Consider the following 19,190-nt stretch of genomic DNA (forward strand, 5'->3'; position numbering starts at 1 on the left):
GTTTGTAAACCTTTGATTATTATTAATCTACAACCTTTTAGCAAGAACTCTATCTTATTTAGCTAATTAACGCTTTCATACATACGATCTTAATGATAGGAATATTTTACCATTAAGGGATTAAGGTCATTAAGAAAGTGTAAAACAGACCAAATTTCACTTAACTGTCTTAAATCTTAATGATAAAATTAATAAAGCTTTTGATGTATTGAAGAGATCCTGAAACAAATCCGATAACTATCGGATCAGGATGAAGACCTGGTATGCAACCAGAACGGCCTAATGAACCAATGACTAGTGAACCAATAAATCTTTAAGTCACGTTTTTGCCGATAAAGTAAAACACCACGAGCCAAATCAACCCTTTAATCAGGAAGAACAGGAAGCCTACAAGGCCTACTCTTTTGAACCATAATTTTACTTTTTCTTTGTTCATTACTGTTTGGGTAAAGATAACAGATTTGAGCTAAATTAGAAAGATTTTAAATAAGGATTAAACAATTAGGGCAAAAGCGCCTGTAGTTTTACATTCTAACGAAAATTGATTAGCTTCAAATCACATTTAACCTTTCAATATGAAAAAAATCATCATCCTCTTACTGGTGTTGGCCACCGGTAAAATCTTTGCCCACGAACAAAAAACAGTAAATCAAGCTGAAATACTTTCAAAAATACCTGTAACCACTATTGATACGGCGAAGAAAATGAGCAGCCAGGACTGGAAAAACGTAGAAAACGAGCTCAAAAAAGCCTTACCTAAAAGCCTGGTAAAAACCATGATGAAACAGCTAAAATCGGCTGAAGCCATGGGCAAATCGGGCAATGCCAGCGATCAGCGTGCCATAGCCAACCTGATTGCAAAAGGTATGGCCGATCATGCCGACGAGCTGGATTACGAATTGGAGAAAAAAGAAATTATCGACGATTATAAAAATGGCGATTACGATTCTGCTGCCGAAAAAAGGGAAGCCAGAAAAGAAATGAAAGCAGATTTAAAGGAACTTAAAAAAGATTATAAGGAAAGTCTGAAAGAAAAAAAGAAAGAGAAGAAAGTGGCTAATACCCAATTTATTTAAGTCTTTTAGTCATGCTAAAATTTAAAGCGCTTTTCACATTCGTACTGTTAAGCACCTGCCTTTATGCTCAAAAATTTGAATCGCTAAGCAGGTACAAAGTAAATTATGCCCTGGCCAAAGATGCAGCAACACAATGGCTTGTTACAAGAAGCTTTACAGCTGACGGAGAAAAGTATCTGCTGTTGGTTAATCCACAAACATTAGATACTAAGGTTGATATTGCCAATAACTATACCACCAGCAGCCTGAAATGGCCCAATGTACTGGCTATTTTCAAAAACACAGCCTATGTTAAAGCATTAGAAGCCGCAGCTGCTAAAGATGTTCAGTTACAAAATGCTGGTATCGACCACGCTTTCCCGAATGAAAAGGGAATCACATTAACCATCGACCTCTGTCCTTCGCACAAAGCTTTAGACCGCATTATCTTTCAATCGGTTTTTGATGAATTCAAAAAGATTGAACAACCTGCCCCATTAGCCATTTCGGTTTCGGGCAAATGGATGCTAAAGCATGAGGATGACTTAAACTGGCTAAAAAGCCTGGTTACACAAAAAGAGCTGAACATTACCTGGGTTAACCATTCTTACAACCACGAAGTAAACCAATTACCCCTGGCCGAAAACTTTTTGCTGGCCCCTGGAACAAATCTGGATGTTGAAGTTTTGAAAAATGAGAAACTGATGCTTAAAAACGGTTTAACCCCATCGGTATTTTTCCGTTTTCCGGGTTTGGTTTCGGATAAAGCAATTGTAGATAAAATTGAAGCCTATGGTTTAATTCCAATAGGTAGTGATGCCTGGCTGGCCAAAGGTCAGCAACCCAATGCCGGCAGTATTGTATTGATTCATGGCAATGGAAACGAAGAAATTGGTGTAAAAGATTTTATTCAGCTGTTAAAAACCAGACAGGCAGATGTAAACCGCAAACAATGGCTGTTATTTGATTTAAGACAGGGACTGGAAAAGGAATTTGAGTAATTTATCGCGTTTTTAACCGCAAAGTACACGAAGAAAACGCAGAGGTGAAAACAGGTAAAGCATACCAATTATTTGCAACCATACTTAGCGCTACTTTGCGAAAACTTTGCGCTCTTTGCGGTAAAACCTAATGCTTAACCGGCAACAACTTTATTTCTTTTGCTTTAAAGCGGTTATTTACAATTTCGCCGGTTACTTCTGCTTTGCTTACGGCATTGCAAAAACCATGCTCGCCGTGCGCATCACCGAAATCATCTATATTTTTACCATCAACAAAATAGGACTTGCCATCTATTTTCACGGCCAATTCGCAATCTTTACCTTTCATTTTAAACTGGCATTCGCCGCAGGCAATATCAACAGTTTGTTTGGTAATAACTTTTGCAGCAACAGCTTTTTTAGGTGCGGTTTGGGCATTTGCATTTAAGCTAAACAGACCGATAAAAATAGCAAGGAATAGGTTTTTCATGAGTTACTTTTTTTTCAAATGTAGTTTTTTAGCAGCAAAAGAATTAGTGTTTGGTATAAAAAACTGATGGGCAAGATTCCTTGAAGAGAATTGAAATATGTTTTCAAAACAAGCAAGCACCCCCCGTCCTTCGGACACCCCTCTGACAGAGGGGAACAAAAAAAAGGGATATGCAATTTGCACATCCCTTTTTGAATATAAACTTCGGACTTCCGACTACGGACTTCCGACTGTAATTAGTAACGATACTCGTCTGATTTAAACGGACCTTCAACCGGTACACCGATATAATCAGCCTGGTGTTGATCTAAAACATCTAATTCTACACCAATTTTTTCTAGGTGTAAGCGAGCTACTTTCTCATCTAAATACTTAGGTAAAACATAAACTTTGTTTTCGTATTTATCTGTGTTAGTCCAAAGCTCAATCTGAGCCAAAGTTTGGTTGGTAAACGAGTTACTCATTACAAAACTTGGGTGACCAGTTGCACAACCTAAGTTAACTAAACGACCTTCGGCCAATAAAATTATATCTTTACCTTCAACTGTATATTTATCTACCTGAGGTTTGATTTCTACTTTAGTTGAACCATAGTTTGCATTTAACCAGGCAACATCGATTTCGTTATCGAAGTGACCAATGTTACAAACAATAGCTTTATCTTTCATGGTTAAGAAGTGCTCGCCACGAACAATATCGCGGTTACCAGTTGTAGTTACAATGATATCAGCTTCTTTAACTGCGTTAGCGAATTTCTTAACTTCATAACCTTCCATTGCCGCTTGTAAAGCACAAATTGGATCGATTTCAGTAACAATTACACGTACACCTTGCGAGCTTAAAGACTCAGCCGAACCTTTACCCACATCGCCATAACCGCAAACTACAGCTACTTTACCAGCCATCATTACATCAGTTGCACGACGGATCGCATCAACCAATGATTCGCGACAACCATATTTGTTATCGAATTTTGATTTAGTTACTGAATCGTTAACGTTAATTGCAGGTAAGTGCAATGTTCCGTTTTTCATTCTTTCGTATAAACGGTGTACACCAGTAGTAGTTTCTTCTGATAAACCTTTGATCGCTGCAATCAGCTCAGGGTATTTATCAAAAACCATGTTGGTTAAATCGCCACCATCATCTAAAATCATGTTTAACGGCTGTTGCTCCGGACCGAAGTGTAAAGTTTGTTCAATACACCAGTCGAACTCCTGCTCGTTTAAGCCTTTCCACGCGTAAACCTGAATACCGGCAGCAGCAATTGCCGCAGCAGCATGGTCTTGTGTAGAAAAAATATTGCATGATGACCAGGTAACTTCTGCACCCAGGGCCACTAAAGTTTCGATTAATACAGCCGTTTGGATGGTCATGTGCAGACATCCTGCAATGCGCGCACCTTTTAACGGTTGTGTTGGACCGAATTCTTTACGTAAACTCATTAAACCTGGCATTTCTGCCTCGGCTAATTCGATTTCTTTACGGCCCCATTCTGCCAGTGAAATGTCCTTAACTTTGTAAGGGATGTAAGTTGTCTCTACTGATGACATAATTTTCTTTTTAATTAATTGATAACCAATTTTTTAACCGAATCTCAAAATACAATGCAAACTATTGGCAAACCTATTCTGATTATCAGCGTACAAAAGTAAGTAATTTTGATGTGAATAGTAAACGCATATCACTTTACAACTTGTAGTTAGCTGAATTATACAGAACAATTACTTTTCTGCAAATAATTTCGAAACTGGTTTTAAAAACCAGCCACCGATTGCTAACTTACCAGCCAAACCAAATGCTTTGCTTTATGAATGAAATTAAATGGGGGATTATTGGCTGTGGCGATGTAACGGAGGTTAAAAGCGGGCCTGCATTTAATAAAGTACCCAATTCATCTTTAGTAGCGGTAATGCGCAGAGATGCGGTAAAAGCTGCCGACTATGCCCAGCGACACGGTGTACCGAAATGGTACAGCGATGCTTCTGAGCTGATTAACGACCCAGAAGTAAATGCCATTTATATTGCTACGCCACCCCTACAACACGAAGCTTACACCATCGAAGCCCTTGCTGCCGGCAAGCCTGTTTATGTAGAAAAGCCGATGGCTTTAAATGCTGCAGCTGCGCAACGCATGGTAAATGCAGCAAATAATTATGGGGTTAAACTTAGTGTAGCGCACTACCGCCGCGAACATCCCTTATTTTTGAAAGTAAAATCATTGATTGATAAACATGCAATCGGCGATATCCGTTTTGTTGATTTACGCATGCTGCAACCACAAAAAAGCAAGGTAATAGCCAAAACGGATTACAACTGGCGCATGGATCCGAATATTGGTGGTGGCGGTCTTTTTCACGATTTGGCGCCCCATCAGCTGGATTTGATGCTGTACTTCTTCGGAGAAATGAACAGTTTTAACGGCATTGCACTTAACCAATCGAAACAGCAACCTGTTGATGATTTGGTAACCGGCCGTATCTTATTCGAAAATGGCGTGGTGTTTAACGGCACCTGGTGCTTCTCGCTTGCAGAAGGGCAACAAATGGATGTTTGCCATATTTATGGCGCTAAGGGCAAAATCAGTTTCCCGATGTTTGGCCACCAGATTAAGCTTACACGCAATGGTGTAGAAGAACAGTTTGATTTTTTACCCCTTGCCCATGTAGAACAACCGATGATTGAAAAGGTAGTGGCTTATTTCCTGGATAAAAGCAAAAACCCCTGCAGCGGAGAGGAGGCTTTAAAAACCATGGAGCTACTGGATGGCTTTACCTCAAATTTTTAATTATTTACAACTAATAATCAACCACTTACAACAAAACAGGTAGCTTTTTGAAAATATTTCAAAAAAACTAAAACAAAACTTTAAGCCGTTTGTCTATTATTTAGTTTGTTTGGTTTAAGCTTTATACGATGGATGTTGTATACTGCAAAATAATTTCAGCCTCATAGAAATATGGGGCTTTCTCATTTAATAGAGTCGTAATAAATTTCTTTGCAGCCAGTATACAAACCAACCGCAAAGAAATTCAAATTATTTTATCTCCTTTCATTAAAAACCTGAAATTCGGCAATTGAAGCAGTTTCTTTTGCATGTTCGATGCGGATACGCACCTTGCTGGTCCAAATGCGATCGAAACGGTGAATTTTGATCTTCTCGGCATTTTTAGCATCGGTAATTTTTTTCCACTCCACTCCATTCCAGTATTCAAGCACATAATCATCTATGTTGGCTTTTTGCTCGGCAATTACAACCATATTTACAGGTTGCTCGTTTTTGAAATCGATTTCAAACCAGGGTTTAGAGACAGAGCTGTTCGAGGTCCACGAAGTGCGGTAACTATCATCATTGGCAAAATCCATAATATTCATATCATCGCTCCAGCTGGCGTTTGCAGCCTTATTGATGGCGATGTTACTCGAAATGACCGGCAAATCAAGTGCCGGCAATTTAGCCGTAGCCCCTTCATTCTTCCATAGTTTACCTACTTCTTTTAGCGATTCTAGTGCATTATCGTCGATTAATCCGTCGCGGTTTGGCGCAACATTGAGAATAAAATTACAGCTGGCTTCATTTAAAGGTTTAATCAGTGTTTCTACAATTTCGTTTGGCTTCCGCACCGGTACGGTAGGGAAATCTGTTTTCCAGAACCACGAGGTATTAATCGGTAAACAGGCCAACGCAGGCATTACCTTGTTTTCTTTGTGCATCCGCTGACCGGCGCCCATTTCATAAGTTTTAATATCGGTGTAGTATAAACCTTCAGCAGGGTATTTGGCGCCATTCAAATCCATCACCAGGCAATCGGGCTGTAAGGTTTTAATCAAAGTGTAAATATCTTCAAAAGGAACATCGTCATAAGAAATCCGCGACCATGGCGCGTCCCAGCCATCAATAATTAAAGCTTCAATTTTACCGTATTTGGTCAATAATTCGGTAATCTGTTGCTTAATCATATCGATATGCTTGGGCGTAATCTGGTTTGGCCTGAGTTTATGGTGGGTATCCAGAATAGAATAATACAGCATTACTTTTAAACCATTGGCACGAAAAGCATCAGTAAACTGTTTTACTACATCTTTACCATAAGGACTGTTCATTACATTATAATCGGTGCTTTTGGTATCCCAGATACAGAAACCACTATGGTGCTTGGTAGTTAAACAACCGTAACTCATATTGGCCGATTTTGCAGCCTTTGCCCATTGGTTGGGATCGAGTTTTTTAGGATTAAACAATTTTGGCGAGGCATCGGGATCGGGCCAATCGGCATTGGCATAAGTAGGAATGTTGTAGTGAATAAACATACCAAAACGCAGATCGACAAATTGCTGTTGCAACTGGTTAAGGTGTTTGGCAGCTTCTGCATTTTTAAGCTGTGCTTTCACCAATGGCGAAATCAAGACTAACAAGGCAACTAAAACGTTTTTCTTAAAGGATACTAGTTTCATTTTTTGAGTAAGGGTAATTATAAATAGTTGGGTTGTTTTGGTTTAAAGGAACGGAGTATCTTAATTAAAACATTCCAGTTTGGCTAGGCCCCAGACGGAACTATTAGCCAGAGATTATTTAGTCAGATTAGCGGATAGCAGTAATCTGACTGAATAACAATGCATGCACACAGCACTAATTTTCGTTTTTCTTATTCCAGATATCGTGATACAATTCTTCGTGTCTTCTGAATTGTAAATGCACATAAGGGCACAAAGGGATCACCATTAGTTTATTTTCCCTTACGTAAGCAACCATTGCCTCCAGCAGGAGTTTAGCATATCCCATGCCTTCGCGATCGGGCTCTACTTCGGTGTGGTAAACAGTTAAGTCGCTGCCCTGGATGTCAAAAACCATTTCGCCGGCTTTGCCTTTTTCATCAATTATTTCGAATGCACTTGGTCCTTCTTGCTGAAGGTTTAATTTTACTTCTGCCATGATTTCTTTATCGGTTTTGGGTGAATTGCTAAAACGCAAACCTTAAAATAGTGCAGACATTCGTCTGTTTTGCACAATTTTATTGATAGCCGAAAGATAAGCAATAGAAATGAGCTCTATTCATTTTTACCTGATTAAACTGCACACAAAAATTAATTACACCTGGCGGCACTTTACATTTTTTGCTTAAATGTTAACCTATTGTAAACCTAAAATACATTTTAACAAACAATGCAAAACATAAAAAACAAAACTTTGATTTTCAATCAATTATTGCTTAAATTCAGATGACCAAATCTTAGTATTATGAAAACCGTAAAACACTTACTCGATACCAAAAAAGTGCGCATTATCTCGGTACCCGAAAATATTTCTGTTTTGGAAGCCTTAAAAGTAATGACAGAAAAAAACATCAGTGCTGTACTGGTGATGGAAGACCAAAAACTGCATGGCATTTTTACCGAACGCGATTATGCCCGCAAAATCATTTTGCAGGGTAAATCATCAAAAGATACTTTGATCAGGGAAGCGATGACGGCCACGCCGATTACCATTACTTTAAACGACAGCATCGATTTTTGCATGGAACTGATGACCGATAAACACATTCGCCATTTACCTATAGTTGTTGATAACGAAGTAAAAGGCATGGTTTCTATCGGCGATGTGGTGAAGTTTATTATTGAAGATCAAAAACAAACCATTTCGCAATTAGAAAGCTATATTAGCGGGTAAACAAACCCGAATGAAGCCCTTTATTTATCCTGCGATAGCCTTTCTTACCAATTTTATACTATTTGAGGGGTTCCCCATGGCTGGCGGAGGTGCAAGTTTGGGTACTTTATTAACCATCCCAGTTATAGCTATCGTTTCGCTTTTACTAACCGGAATACACTATTTGTTGCAACGTAAAAAGGTAAAAACAAAATATTTCCAAATGGGAGGTATTGCTGCAATGGTGCTTTTAAGCTATGCCTTATTTATTACTGATGAAGGAAATACACCAATAGATATTATTGGCAGAATGTTCAAAACAGGTTATAACTATAAAAAAATAGAATTAAGTGATTATTTCCTGGAACATAGCCCACCTTATCTTGAGAAAATATTGGCAGCAAAAAAGAAATTTAAAACCCAACTACCAGATACTGCCTATACCATTAACGTAACAAACCCGATCAGCTTCACCACAACCGAGAGCATTGGCATTTATTACCGAAATGGAATTCCACTTTCAATAGACGAGCATGTTAAAATACAACAACTGAATAACAATGCAATCAGATTAACCAGAATTGATAAACAAGACAGCCTGACCTTTATCCTTACACCGCTGGAAACAGAAATTAATAGCAGTATAGTGAGTGTCTTCCCGGAAGAGCATGTTAAAGATGAAGATGAAAAAAAATTAAGACTCGCTGATATTTCATTAATAAATAAAAATAACACATTAGACAGGCAGTACTTTGCCTACAGTATTTTTTACTGGCTACTTTAATTACTTACAGCATATTTCATGATGCTTACTTCCACCTCCATTCGCCAGCTATAGTTAAAGGCTCTTTTAAGTTTTGCGCTTCTAAAAATTTACGCAATGCTTCATCGCCCTGAATGCCAACCGGTATTTTAGGGGTATTGGCCAGCGCATAAGTAAGCATGGCACTGTAACGAACTGTATTTTTCAATTCCTGCTCATCAACCAGTTTAAACGAGTCGCCATCTGAGTGGTAAAAAGGCCCTGAATTATTGGGTAATTTACCGCCAAAACCACCACCTGTCGGGATGCCCTCCAGCATAAAAGGCTGATGATCGCTGTGTAAACCTGCGCCGGCATTAAACAGGTTTTTAAAACCGGTATCAATCTTCACAATTTCTGCACCCCAGCCGGTAAATAAATCTTTCATTTCTGCCCTCGAAGTCGAAAAGCCTTTCGGATCGTTGGTCATATCGTAATTGAGCATAAACTTAACCTGTGCCAGAGTTCCGTTCTTTTTGGCCTGCTCTACATAAGCTTTTGAACCCAGTAAGCCTTGCTCCTCACCCATAAACAACACAAACTCTACCGTACGTTTTGTTTTCAGGTTTAACTTTTTAAAGGTGCGCGCCATATCTATAATGGCAAAAGAACCTATTCCGTTATCAATAGCGCCGGTTGCCAAATCCCAGCTATCCAAATGTCCGCCAACTACAATTTTATCTTTTGGCAATTCAGTCCCTTTGAAAGTAGCAATTACATTCCGCGCCTTAATTACACCCGAAAAATTAGTCATGGTAATATGGGCTATCTGCGCCTGCGTTTTCAGTTTTTCTTTTAAAGCCATACCATCTTCAAGGCCTATACAAACTGCGGGGATGCTAATTAATTTGCCCCTTACCGAAGCCGTACCTGTTAAAAGTACGCCATCTTTAACCGTATTGATGATAATTACGCCAGTGGCACCATATTTTGTAGCAATAGCTGTTTTCTCAGAGCGGTGCAATGATTTTGTTCCGGCAGGCGAGCCTGGTAAAACACCCAGATATATCAATGCAATTTTACCTTTAAACTTAGCTGGGTTAGCCTGATAATCGGCCTCCAGTCCATTACCAGCATCTACAATGTCGCCACTCACATCTGCACTTACCGGCGAGTGTGCCAGCGTTACTGCTTTCATTTTAGCCAGGCTGTTCTTAGTTGCACCTATTGCTACATTGATGGTTTTTCTGCTCCAGCTTTCAACCTCAAAAGGCTGAAATTTCACTTCGCAACCGTACGATTTCAATAAATCGAAAGCATATTGCTCTGCCTTTGCCCCATTTGCAGAACCGGTTAAACGGTGACCAATGGTTTCGGTTTCGTATTTTAAATTCTGATAAGCGCGGCCATTTTGCTGCACATCGGTATTAATTTTAGCAAATACACCACCAAATTGATCTTGTGCATTGGCCAATATTGCCGAACAGATGAGCGCAGCTGAGAAAAGGTATTTCATAATAAGTTGATAATTGCGTGAAAATACAAATTTGCACCACACAATAATCGCTGTAACGGTTATTTTGCTTTGAATTTTTCAGCAAAATTAACCATATCAGGCACGTAAGGTCATTGTAGTTAAATGGCGTAATCGTCATTCCCAACTTGATCCGATAGCTATCGGATGGGAATCCTAATGCTTATGCTTTAAGATTCCCGCATGCGCGGGAATGACGGCTTTTCTATAAAAGATGCAATCATAGCAAAAAGTGTCTCTAAGCTCAGAAACCAATATGCCTAGCCCTTTAGAAATTCTTCGCTGCGCTCAGAATGACAGATATCCTAGCTGATAAAAATTAAGGTTTCACCTGCACCTTTTTCTTAGGGAAAGCCAGCGAAGCCACAATACTGATAACCAGTATCGCCAGGATAATAATCAGCGAATGTTCGGTGGTAAAACCCCATTTCTCCAAGTAAGTATGTCCCAGCATTTTCACCCCGATAAAAGCAAGCAGCACCGCCAAACCTGTTTTTAAATAATGGAATTTATGGATAATGTTCACCAATAAAAAGAACATCGACCGCAAGCCCATAATGGCGAAAATGTTAGAGAAAAATACGATATACGGGTCTTTGGTTACCGCAAAAATAGCCGGTATCGAATCTACAGCGAATAGTAAATCGGTAAACTCAACAATCAGCAATACCAAAAACAAAGGCGTAACCAATGTTTTGTGGTTAATTTTTACAAAGAATTTTTTACCCTCATATTTAGGGTGTATCGAAAATATTTTCGAAGCCCATTTAACTACAGGGTGATTTTCAGGGTCGATTTTATCGTCATCATCCTTACTGAAAAACATTTTTACGCCTGTAAACACCAAAAATGCGCCAAACAGATATAAAATCCAGGCAAACTTGGCAATAAGCGCGGCACCTACAAAAATGAAGATGAAACGCATAATAATTGCGCCCAAAATACCCCAGAACAATACCCGGTGGTAATATTTTTCTTCAACCGCAAAGGCCGAGAATATGAGTACAATTACAAAGATATTATCAACAGAAAGGGCATATTCTATTACATAACCGGTTAAAAACTCCAGTCCAAGGTTTTGCCTGTAAATGGCTAAACTACCTTCAAAATCGTCTGGAATAAGTTTTATGTGGTGCTGGTGCCTGATTACGATATCCTTCAGGTGCGTAAAATCCTTAATTCCATGTAGCTGATGGCCTTCCGTTAACAGAATAAAATAAAACCCCAATGCCAGGGCAACCATAACCAGGCTCATTATACCAGCTTGTTTTAAGCTAACAACGTGCTCTTTCCGGCTAAAAAGACCTAAATCCAAAGCCAGTATCAGCACAATAAACAAAAGAAAACCTAAGCTGAAAAGTAGTTCGTTAGTCATTATTTTTTACGTTCTGTAGTATAAAGTACAAGCTGCTCTAATCCTGTCCTTGCTTCGCCTGCATCAAAGCCATGCAAAATAGCAAAAGCCTCATTCTGGTATTCCAGCATTTTTTGGTTAGCATAATAAACCCCTTCATGGGCATTTACAAAATCAATAATCTGCTGAATCTTAACCGGATCATCCTGGTGGTTTTTAACCAGGTTAATCATTCTTTTGCGTTCAGTTTTCTCGGCTTTGTTTAGCGCGTAAATTAAAGGTAAGGTTACTTTTTTCTCCTTAATATCAATCCCAAGCGGTTTACCAACATCATCAGTACCGAAATCGAAAGTATCATCTTTAATCTGAAAAGCAATCCCCACTTTTTCGCCAAACAGACGCATTTTTTCAATCGTTGCATCATCAGCTCCGGCCGATGCAGCTCCTGCAGCACAGCACGAAGCAATTAACGAGGCCGTTTTCTGACGGATTACATCAAAGTATAAATCCTCCGAAATATCCATCCGCCGCACCTTTTCTACCTGCAACAGCTCGCCCTCACTCATTTGTTTTACCGCTTCCGATACTATTTGTAACAAACGGTGCTCGTTATTGTTTACCGAAAGTAAAAGCCCTTTGGCCAGCAGGTAATCGCCAACCAAAACAGCAATTTTATTCTTCCATAAAGCATTAATCGAGAAAAAGCCACGACGTTCGTAAGCATTATCCACCACATCATCATGCACCAGCGTAGCCGTATGCAAAAGTTCTACCAGGGCAGCGCCACGGTGTGTAGATTCGGTAATTCCACCGCACAGTTTAGCGGCAAAAAACACGAACATAGGCCGCATTTGTTTACCTTTTTGCTTTACAATATAATGGGTAATCCTATCCAGCAACGGTGCGTCGCTATGCATAGATTCTTTAAAGGTTTTCTCAAACGCTTTAATATCAGCGGCAATAGGTGTTTTTATCTGTTCGATTCCCGGCATTAAGTCGAAAAATTTTGACTGCAAACTTAAGCTAATTTCCCATAAAAAGATAATCTATTGCAAAGCATTGTACGGGTTGGGTAAAGCAAAGCCGGCAATTACTAACAGCTTTAGTCCTGCTATTGCCCATAGTCCTCGCCCTCATGCTTCGGGTTGCGGGCTATTTGGCGCTATCAGGTTTAAAATCAATGGCAGCTGCAGGTAAACAGCCCCTCAGCCGCCACAAGCAATTCGTTAAAAAATTAGCTTTATTTATTTCAAAAGTTTACATTTAAACCATTCAATCTAAATAGATGAAAAAGCGCTACAAAATCGTATTGGGCATTTCGGTACTGCTCGTGGCGGGCTATTTATTAGGTCCAAAGCCCAAAAAACCAGTTTACAACCAACAGCTTACATTGGTACCCGATCTCGATGAGCTCGATAATTATGTAGCCGGCATCGAAGCCCGGCATAAAATTAAACCGGGTAATGCCGCCGAAATTGTCTGGGCCGATAGCAGTCACCAGCAAACCGAATATGCTGTAGTGTACCTGCATGGCTTTTCTGCTTCAAAAACCGAAGGCAATCCCGTGCATCTTGATCTGGCTAAAAAACTACATGCCAATTTATACCTGGCCCGTCTGGCCGATCATGGTATTGATACCCTGGCGCCTATGCAGTATTTTACGGCCGACCGCCTTTGGGAAACCAGCAAGCAGGCTTATGCCATCGGCAAAAAACTGGGCAAAAAGGTTATTTTGGTAGGCACCTCTACCGGTGGTACTGTTGCCTTGAAACTCGCTGCCACTTACCCCGAAATTAACAGCCTCATTTTACTTTCACCCAATGTAGCCATTAACGATAAAAACGCCTGGATGCTTAACGATCCCTGGGGTTTGCAAATTGCCCGCAGGGTATTAGGCAGCGATGAGCGCAAGGTTGATGGGCGCACCTTAGAATATAAAAAATACTGGTACACCAATTACCGCATCGAATCGCTGGTAGAATTGCAGGAGTTTGTAGAAAGTACCATGACCAAAAAGGTTTTCGAAAAAGTAAAACAACCCGTTTTAATGATCTACTATTACAAAAACGAACTGGAGCAAGACCCAGTTGTGCGCGTAGATGCCATGCTTAAAATGTTTGGTCAGCTGGGCACCCCCGAAAACCTGAAACGTAAAATAGCCATTCCCAATGCCGGCAACCATGTGCTGGGTTGTTACATTACCTCAAAAGATTTACCCAGTGTAGAAACCGCTATAGCTAGTTTTGTGGGCAATGTTTTAAAAGTGCCTGTTCATTAATCCAGATTTAATCTGTCACATTGAGCTTGTCGAAATGCCTTAAAATTATTTTGCAGAATCCTTTACCAACTATCACTAACAGAATTCACAAATCGAGCGTCATTTCAACTGAAGCCAGCCGGTTTTTCGCGGTGACGAAATGGAGAAATCTATCAAGACAGATTTCTCGGCTACGCTACACTCCGCTCGAAATGACGATCCTGTAGGAGAAGTCTGTTATAATATCTCATTTAAATCCGCTAACTGTTAAATATATTGCTTACCGTTGCAGCAAATATCAATCCTATGAAATTTCTTTTTAGCCTGTTAGTCACCTGCATATTAAGTACAAACCTTGCTTTCTCGCAAGAACAACCCTTTGTTTTAGGCAAAATCGAAAAAATTAACTCGAAACAACTTGCCGAAACCAGAACTTTAAACATTTACCTGCCCGAAGGTTATTCGGCCGATTCGGCCAAAACCTATCCCGTAATTTACCTGTTGGATGGCTCTGCCAATGAAGACTTCATTCATGTTACAGGGCTGGTACAATTCTTAACCATGATTGAGGTCATGCCCAAATCGATTGTAGTGGGTATTGCCAATGTAGACCGGAAAAGAGATTTTACCTACCCTACCAGCATAGCTGCAGATTTAAAAGATTTTCCGACAACAGGTAAATCGGCCAGCTTCATTACTTTTATCGAAAAAGAACTTCAGCCTTTTGTGCAGCAAAAATACAAAACCAGTGAGTCGAAAACATTAATCGGCCAGTCGTTAGGTGGTTTGCTGGCAACTGAAATACTCCTCAAAAAACCTGCACTTTTTACCAATTACCTGATTATTAGCCCGAGTTTATGGTGGAATAATGAATCACTTTTAAAGGATATGCCTAAATATGCACCAAATCTGGCTAAAGCAAAAGCCAATATCTTTATTGCCACAGGCAATGAGGGTAAGGTTATGGAAGGCGATGCAAAAAATCTTGCTGCTGCATTAAAGCTTTATCCAAAATTAAAGGTAAGTGATGTGCTGCTGCCAAATGAAAACCATTTAACCATTTTACACAATGCTTTGTATAAAGGTTTGAGCTGGTTGTACCAGAAGAAAAAATAGGATTGCATGCTGGTTGGTGGAGACACCAACCAGTAAGCGTTTTAACCTGCAATATGCTTCACAATCATTTCGGCATGCACCCGTGAGTTTTCGATAAAAAGCTTGTGCGTATCTAAACCGCCGCAAACTACTCCTGCCAGGTACAAGCCCTTTACATTGGTTTCCATCGTTTCTTCGTTATAAGCCGGGCAAAGACTTTCAGGCAGTTCAATACCGAATTTCCGTAACATCGAAAAATCTGGCTGATAGCCTGTCATCGCAATTACAAAATCATTGGCAATGGTTTGTATTCCTTCAGGTGTTTTAATATCTACCTCATTTTCCCTGATGGCTATCAATTCGGAATTGTAAAGTGCTGTAACTTCTTTTTCTTTAATCCGGTTCTGGATATCAGGCCGCACCCAATATTTCACGTGTGGGCCCAAATCACCACTACGTACTACCATGGTTACATTTGCACCCTTGCGATAAGTTTCTAAAGCGGCATCAACTCCCGAATTGTTGGCTCCAACAACCACTACATTTTGAAAAGCATATAAATGCGGGTCTTTATAATAATGGGTAACCTTAGGTAAATCTTCTCCCGGTACATTCATCAATAAAGGCACATCGTAAAAGCCGGTAGCTACCACTACATTTTTAGCCGTATAACTGGTTTTGGATGTATTGATTTCGAACAAACCATCATCCTTTTTATTAACTTGGTTTACCCTTTCAAACAAATTAATTTTAAGGTCGAATTTCTCAGCCACGCGACGGTAATATTCAACCGCTTCGTTACGGTTTGGTTTCGGGTTAATGGTTACAAAAGGTACACCTCCTATTTCTAGCCTTTGCGAGGTTGAAAAGAAAGTCATAAAAACCGGGTAATTGAATAAACTGTTTACCAACGCACCTTTTTCTACTATGATATAGCTAAGATTGGCTTTTTGGGCTTCGATGGCACAGGCCATACCAATGGGGCCGGCACCTATAATTAAAAGGTCGTAATGATTTTGATTTACCAACGTATTATATCTTAGGATGTCATTCTGAGCCTGTAGAAGAACCTCGATTGCATTTCGACAAGCTCAATGTGACAATTTATTAAACTTTCATTGCTTTACTTGGGCAGGAAAAATCGGTTCTTTTTAAACCTGTATTTTTAATTGCTCCGTACCCACCTGCAATATCAATTACCTGCTCTACCCCGCGCGATTTTAGGATCGATGCGGCAATCATAGAGCGGTAACCGCCAGCGCAGTGAATATAATAAGTCGCTTTCGGATCAATTTCACCCATCCAGTCGTTTATAAAATCTAATGGGCGGCTAAGCGTAAACTCCAGGTGTTCAGCTTCGTATTCGCCAGGTTTACGCACATCAAGTGCAGTAATTTCGGCATTAGCAGCGGCTTGTTCAAAAGCCTCAGCCGAAATTGATTCGATGGTATCTATTTCTTTATTGACAGCAATCCAGTTTTCGAAACCACCATCCAGGTAACCAATGGTACTATCGTAACCTACACGGCTTAAGCGCATAATGGTTTCTTCTGCTTTGCCCTGCTCTGTAATTAATAAAATCGGTTGTTGTAAATCGCTGATTAAAGCGCCAACCCAAGGGGCAAACTGTCCGTTTAAACCAATATTAATTGAATTGGGGATAAAACCTTTTGCAAAAACCTGCGGGTCGCGGGTATCGAGCATAATTGCTCCGGTTTGGTTGGCCAGATCTTCAAATTGCTGAGGATTTAAGGCATTCAACCCTTTTTCATAAACTTCATCAATGCTTTCAACTCCGCCTTTATTAATGGCTGCGTTTTTGGCAAAATATTGTGGCGGAGGCAGAATACCATCGGTAACTTCGGTAATAAACTGTTCTTTGGTTTCAGCTTTCAATGCATAGTTTACCTGTTTTTGATGACCCAGGGTATCAAAAGTTTCTTTACTCATGCTTTTGCCGCAAGCCGATCCTGCACCATGTGCAGGGTAAACAATTACATCATCGGCCAAAGGTTTAATTTTTTCGTTTAACGAATCGTACAGCATCCCCGCTAAATCTTCCATGGTTAAATTGCCTTTTTGAGCCAGATCGGGGCGGCCAACATCACCAATAAACAACGTATCACCAGTAAAAATACAGTGATCTTTGCCGTCCTCATCGGTTAGCAAATAAGTAGTCGATTCAAGTGTATGACCTGGAGTGTGTAAGGCTGTAATGGTTAAGGCACCTATTTTAAACTGCTCGCCATCTTTGGCAATGTGCGCTTTAAATTCAGTTTTTGCCGTTGGGCCATAAATAATCTCCGCCCCCGATTTCTCAGCCAAATCTACATGGCCCGAAACGAAATCGGCATGAAAATGGGTTTCGAAAATATATTTAATTACAGCACCAGCTTTTTCGGCCTTTTTTAAATAAGTGGTAACTTCTCTTAAAGGGTCGATAATTGCAGCCTCGCCATTACTTTCGATGTAATACGCAGCTTCTGCCAGGCATCCTGTATATATTTGTTCTATTTTCATGATTAATAAGTATCGAGTTGTAGTGTATCAGGTATCAAGACATAACCTTATGCCTTAAACCTATACTTTAAACCTCTTTACTAGCAAAAATAGGGCTAAAACCGGATTACCGAAATGATACTGCTCATAATTGCAGAAGTTTTACTTTTTTTACCAAGACCTCGCAGGTTTTAAAAACCCGCGAGGTCTCAGCATTGAGCTTATTGATTATCGCTTAATCTTTAGTCAGCTCTCCCCTCAGCGGTTCTTCCATCAATCTGCGGCTTTCTTCAAGTGGTAAACCCAGGCCCATCACAAACATGAGTTTGGTTACGGTTGCTTCGAAAGTTAAATCGTAGCCACTTAATACGCCCATTTTCAGGAGTTCTCTGCTGGTTTCGTAACGGCCTAACTGTACCGATCCTTTTTTACACTGCGAAATATCGATAATGATTTTACCATTTAGAATGGCCTGGCGTAAACTATCCAAAAACCATTGCGCAGTGGTGGTATTGCCTGATCCAAAGGTTTCTAAAATAATGGCATCAACTTTCGAATCGGTAATGGCCTGAACAGCTTGAGGGGTAATACCGGGGTATAATTTCAGCACACCGATATTCGAATTGAAATTGGTATGCAGTATTAATTTGCCCTGAGGGGCTTTAAGAACATAATTTCTGTAAAACTGGAGGTGCACACCAGCTTCGGCCAAAATCGGGTAATTTGGCGAACGGAAAGCCTCAAATTTTTCACTGTTGTATTTAATAGAGCGGTTACCCCTGAACAATTGCGCATCAAAATAAATGCAAACTTCGGGAAAAAGCGCCTTACCCCCTTCTTTGGTAGCCGCAATTTCCAATGCGGTAATTAAATTCTCCTTTGCATCGGTTCTGATTTCGCCAATTGGCAGTTGCGATCCGGTTAAAACAACAGGTTTATCGAGGTTTTCGAGCATAAAACTCAATGCCGAAGCGGTAAAAGCCATGGTATCAGAACCATGCAAAATCACAAAACCATCGTACTGATCGTACTTATTGTAAATCAGGTCAGCCAAAGTCTTCCAGATTTCGGGATCCATGTTCGACGAATCGAGTACCGGATTAAAAGAATGCACATCTAACTGGTAATCTAAACGGTTTAATTCCGGAACATTTTCTTTGATCTGTTCGAAATTAAAGGGAACTAACATCCCGTTGGTAGGATCGTTAACCATACCGATGGTGCCACCGGTATAAATTATAAGTACTTTGGTCATTTGGTTGGTAAAGGTTGCTCACCGCAAAGAAAGCAAAAAATTACAAATGACGGGGCGATATTTTTAAATTAACAACAAAAACACCTATTAAAACGCTTTAGTTGTCAATAAAATAAAAAACAAGGCTTTTATTTACAAAATCAGCAAAAAGATTACAAAGAGCTGGCTGGTGAGAAACTAACCAATAGAGAAATCCTGTTCGTAGAGTTAAGCGGAGCGTCTCTACGAACTAGCAATAAGAGCGAAAACACAATAACTAACATGAGTCAAAGACTCTGTTCC

General features: G+C 39.9%; 17 protein-coding genes. 7 read left to right on the forward strand and 10 right to left on the reverse strand.

The features are described 5' to 3' along the window. Positions 1-575 precede the first annotated feature (575 nt). Positions 576-1,076 carry a hypothetical protein gene (locus tag BLR37_RS22950; protein ID WP_090772768.1) on the forward strand — a complete coding sequence of 167 codons (501 nt, stop codon included), beginning with the start codon at positions 576-578 and terminating at the stop codon, positions 1,074-1,076. Between the two features lie 11 nt (positions 1,077-1,087). Then, the gene (locus BLR37_RS22955) at positions 1,088-2,056 is read left to right on the forward strand and encodes a polysaccharide deacetylase family protein (protein WP_090772770.1); all 969 of its coding nucleotides are present in this window, start codon (positions 1,088-1,090) and stop codon (positions 2,054-2,056) included. Positions 2,057-2,183: 127 nt separating this feature from the next. Here BLR37_RS22955 and BLR37_RS22960 read toward each other — a convergent pair whose 3' ends face one another. Together BLR37_RS22960 and ahcY are read right to left on the reverse strand one after the other, a co-directional pair. Beyond that, a complete protein-coding gene (locus tag BLR37_RS22960; RefSeq protein ID WP_090772772.1) occupies positions 2,184-2,525 on the reverse strand; it encodes a DUF6370 family protein in 342 nt (113 codons plus the stop codon). 236 nt (positions 2,526-2,761) lie between these two features. Next, positions 2,762-4,078, reverse strand: a complete 1,317-nt coding sequence (ahcY, locus tag BLR37_RS22965; protein ID WP_090772774.1) for an adenosylhomocysteinase — start codon at positions 4,076-4,078, stop codon at positions 2,762-2,764. Positions 4,079-4,335: 257 nt separating this feature from the next. Here ahcY and BLR37_RS22970 point away from each other — a divergent pair, with 257 nt between their 5' ends. Next, a complete protein-coding gene (locus BLR37_RS22970; protein WP_090772776.1) occupies positions 4,336-5,313 on the forward strand; it encodes a Gfo/Idh/MocA family protein in 978 nt (325 codons plus the stop codon). A 254-nt stretch (positions 5,314-5,567) separates the two neighbouring features. Here the strand turns inward: BLR37_RS22970 and BLR37_RS22975 are convergent, their stop codons facing one another. Beyond that, the gene (locus tag BLR37_RS22975; protein ID WP_090772778.1) at positions 5,568-6,980 is read right to left on the reverse strand and encodes an alpha-L-fucosidase; all 1,413 of its coding nucleotides are present in this window, start codon (positions 6,978-6,980) and stop codon (positions 5,568-5,570) included. A 175-nt stretch (positions 6,981-7,155) separates the two neighbouring features. Continuing rightward, complete coding sequence (locus BLR37_RS22980; protein ID WP_090772884.1) at positions 7,156-7,458, reverse strand: GNAT family N-acetyltransferase; 303 nt, start codon at positions 7,456-7,458, stop codon at positions 7,156-7,158. Positions 7,459-7,764: 306 nt separating this feature from the next. Between BLR37_RS22980 and BLR37_RS22985 the strand changes: the two genes are divergently transcribed. Together BLR37_RS22985 and BLR37_RS22990 are read left to right on the forward strand one after the other, a co-directional pair. Beyond that, the gene (locus tag BLR37_RS22985) at positions 7,765-8,193 is read left to right on the forward strand and encodes a CBS domain-containing protein (RefSeq protein WP_090772780.1); all 429 of its coding nucleotides are present in this window, start codon (positions 7,765-7,767) and stop codon (positions 8,191-8,193) included. Between the two features lie 10 nt (positions 8,194-8,203). Next, positions 8,204-8,956, forward strand: a complete 753-nt coding sequence (locus BLR37_RS22990) for a hypothetical protein (protein ID WP_143009654.1) — start codon at positions 8,204-8,206, stop codon at positions 8,954-8,956. A 25-nt stretch (positions 8,957-8,981) separates the two neighbouring features. On the opposite strand, the gene BLR37_RS22995 is transcribed toward BLR37_RS22990, so the two are convergent. The 3 genes from BLR37_RS22995 to BLR37_RS23005 all read right to left on the reverse strand — a co-directional run bounded on the left by BLR37_RS22995 (position 8,982) and on the right by BLR37_RS23005 (position 12,794). Further along, complete coding sequence (locus tag BLR37_RS22995; protein WP_090772784.1) at positions 8,982-10,430, reverse strand: M20/M25/M40 family metallo-hydrolase; 1,449 nt, start codon at positions 10,428-10,430, stop codon at positions 8,982-8,984. A gap of 337 nt (positions 10,431-10,767) precedes the next feature. Beyond that, positions 10,768-11,823: a TerC/Alx family metal homeostasis membrane protein gene (locus tag BLR37_RS23000; RefSeq protein ID WP_090772786.1), complete on the reverse strand. Its 1,056-nt coding sequence runs from the start codon at positions 11,821-11,823 to the stop codon at positions 10,768-10,770. Next, positions 11,823-12,794 (reverse strand): polyprenyl synthetase family protein, encoded by a 972-nt coding sequence (locus tag BLR37_RS23005; RefSeq protein ID WP_090772788.1) that lies wholly within the window; start codon positions 12,792-12,794, stop codon positions 11,823-11,825. The genes BLR37_RS23000 and BLR37_RS23005 overlap by 1 nt, the downstream gene beginning before the upstream one ends. Before the next feature lie 293 nt (positions 12,795-13,087). Between BLR37_RS23005 and BLR37_RS23010 the strand changes: the two genes are divergently transcribed. Further along, entirely contained in the window at positions 13,088-14,080 is a 993-nt protein-coding gene (locus BLR37_RS23010) for an alpha/beta hydrolase (protein ID WP_090772789.1), read from the forward strand. Positions 14,081-14,365: 285 nt separating this feature from the next. Next, entirely contained in the window at positions 14,366-15,175 is an 810-nt protein-coding gene (locus BLR37_RS23015) for an alpha/beta hydrolase (protein WP_090772887.1), read from the forward strand. A 41-nt stretch (positions 15,176-15,216) separates the two neighbouring features. Here BLR37_RS23015 and BLR37_RS23020 read toward each other — a convergent pair whose 3' ends face one another. The 3 genes from BLR37_RS23020 to BLR37_RS23030 all read right to left on the reverse strand — a co-directional run bounded on the left by BLR37_RS23020 (position 15,217) and on the right by BLR37_RS23030 (position 18,908). After that, a complete protein-coding gene (locus BLR37_RS23020) occupies positions 15,217-16,182 on the reverse strand; it encodes a YpdA family putative bacillithiol disulfide reductase (RefSeq protein WP_090772791.1) in 966 nt (321 codons plus the stop codon). A 79-nt stretch (positions 16,183-16,261) separates the two neighbouring features. Further along, positions 16,262-17,674: an MBL fold metallo-hydrolase gene (locus tag BLR37_RS23025; protein WP_090772793.1), complete on the reverse strand. Its 1,413-nt coding sequence runs from the start codon at positions 17,672-17,674 to the stop codon at positions 16,262-16,264. Positions 17,675-17,888: 214 nt separating this feature from the next. Next, the gene (locus tag BLR37_RS23030) at positions 17,889-18,908 is read right to left on the reverse strand and encodes an asparaginase (protein ID WP_090772795.1); all 1,020 of its coding nucleotides are present in this window, start codon (positions 18,906-18,908) and stop codon (positions 17,889-17,891) included. Between the last annotated feature and the right edge of the window lie 282 nt (positions 18,909-19,190).

The organism is Pedobacter soli, from assembly GCF_900101435.1.
GTDB classification, from domain to species: domain Bacteria; phylum Bacteroidota; class Bacteroidia; order Sphingobacteriales; family Sphingobacteriaceae; genus Pedobacter; species Pedobacter soli.

What these genes read in the sequence shown, in the direction of transcription:
- BLR37_RS22950 (WP_090772768.1), top strand. Translation starts at nt 576, where the DNA reads ATGAAAAAAATCATCATCCTCTTACTGGTGTTGGCCACCGGTAAAATC.
- BLR37_RS22955 (WP_090772770.1), top strand. Translation starts at nt 1,088, where the DNA reads ATGCTAAAATTTAAAGCGCTTTTCACATTCGTACTGTTAAGCACCTGC.
- BLR37_RS22960 (WP_090772772.1), bottom strand. Translation starts at nt 2,525, where the DNA reads ATGAAAAACCTATTCCTTGCTATTTTTATCGGTCTGTTTAGCTTAAAT.
- ahcY (WP_090772774.1), bottom strand. Translation starts at nt 4,078, where the DNA reads ATGTCATCAGTAGAGACAACTTACATCCCTTACAAAGTTAAGGACATT.
- BLR37_RS22970 (WP_090772776.1), top strand. Translation starts at nt 4,336, where the DNA reads ATGAATGAAATTAAATGGGGGATTATTGGCTGTGGCGATGTAACGGAG.
- BLR37_RS22975 (WP_090772778.1), bottom strand. Translation starts at nt 6,980, where the DNA reads ATGAAACTAGTATCCTTTAAGAAAAACGTTTTAGTTGCCTTGTTAGTC.
- BLR37_RS22980 (WP_090772884.1), bottom strand. Translation starts at nt 7,458, where the DNA reads ATGGCAGAAGTAAAATTAAACCTTCAGCAAGAAGGACCAAGTGCATTC.
- BLR37_RS22985 (WP_090772780.1), top strand. Translation starts at nt 7,765, where the DNA reads ATGAAAACCGTAAAACACTTACTCGATACCAAAAAAGTGCGCATTATC.
- BLR37_RS22990 (WP_143009654.1), top strand. Translation starts at nt 8,204, where the DNA reads ATGAAGCCCTTTATTTATCCTGCGATAGCCTTTCTTACCAATTTTATA.
- BLR37_RS22995 (WP_090772784.1), bottom strand. Translation starts at nt 10,430, where the DNA reads ATGAAATACCTTTTCTCAGCTGCGCTCATCTGTTCGGCAATATTGGCC.
- BLR37_RS23000 (WP_090772786.1), bottom strand. Translation starts at nt 11,823, where the DNA reads ATGACTAACGAACTACTTTTCAGCTTAGGTTTTCTTTTGTTTATTGTG.
- BLR37_RS23005 (WP_090772788.1), bottom strand. Translation starts at nt 12,794, where the DNA reads ATGCCGGGAATCGAACAGATAAAAACACCTATTGCCGCTGATATTAAA.
- BLR37_RS23010 (WP_090772789.1), top strand. Translation starts at nt 13,088, where the DNA reads ATGAAAAAGCGCTACAAAATCGTATTGGGCATTTCGGTACTGCTCGTG.
- BLR37_RS23015 (WP_090772887.1), top strand. Translation starts at nt 14,366, where the DNA reads ATGAAATTTCTTTTTAGCCTGTTAGTCACCTGCATATTAAGTACAAAC.
- BLR37_RS23025 (WP_090772793.1), bottom strand. Translation starts at nt 17,674, where the DNA reads ATGAAAATAGAACAAATATATACAGGATGCCTGGCAGAAGCTGCGTAT.
- BLR37_RS23030 (WP_090772795.1), bottom strand. Translation starts at nt 18,908, where the DNA reads ATGACCAAAGTACTTATAATTTATACCGGTGGCACCATCGGTATGGTT.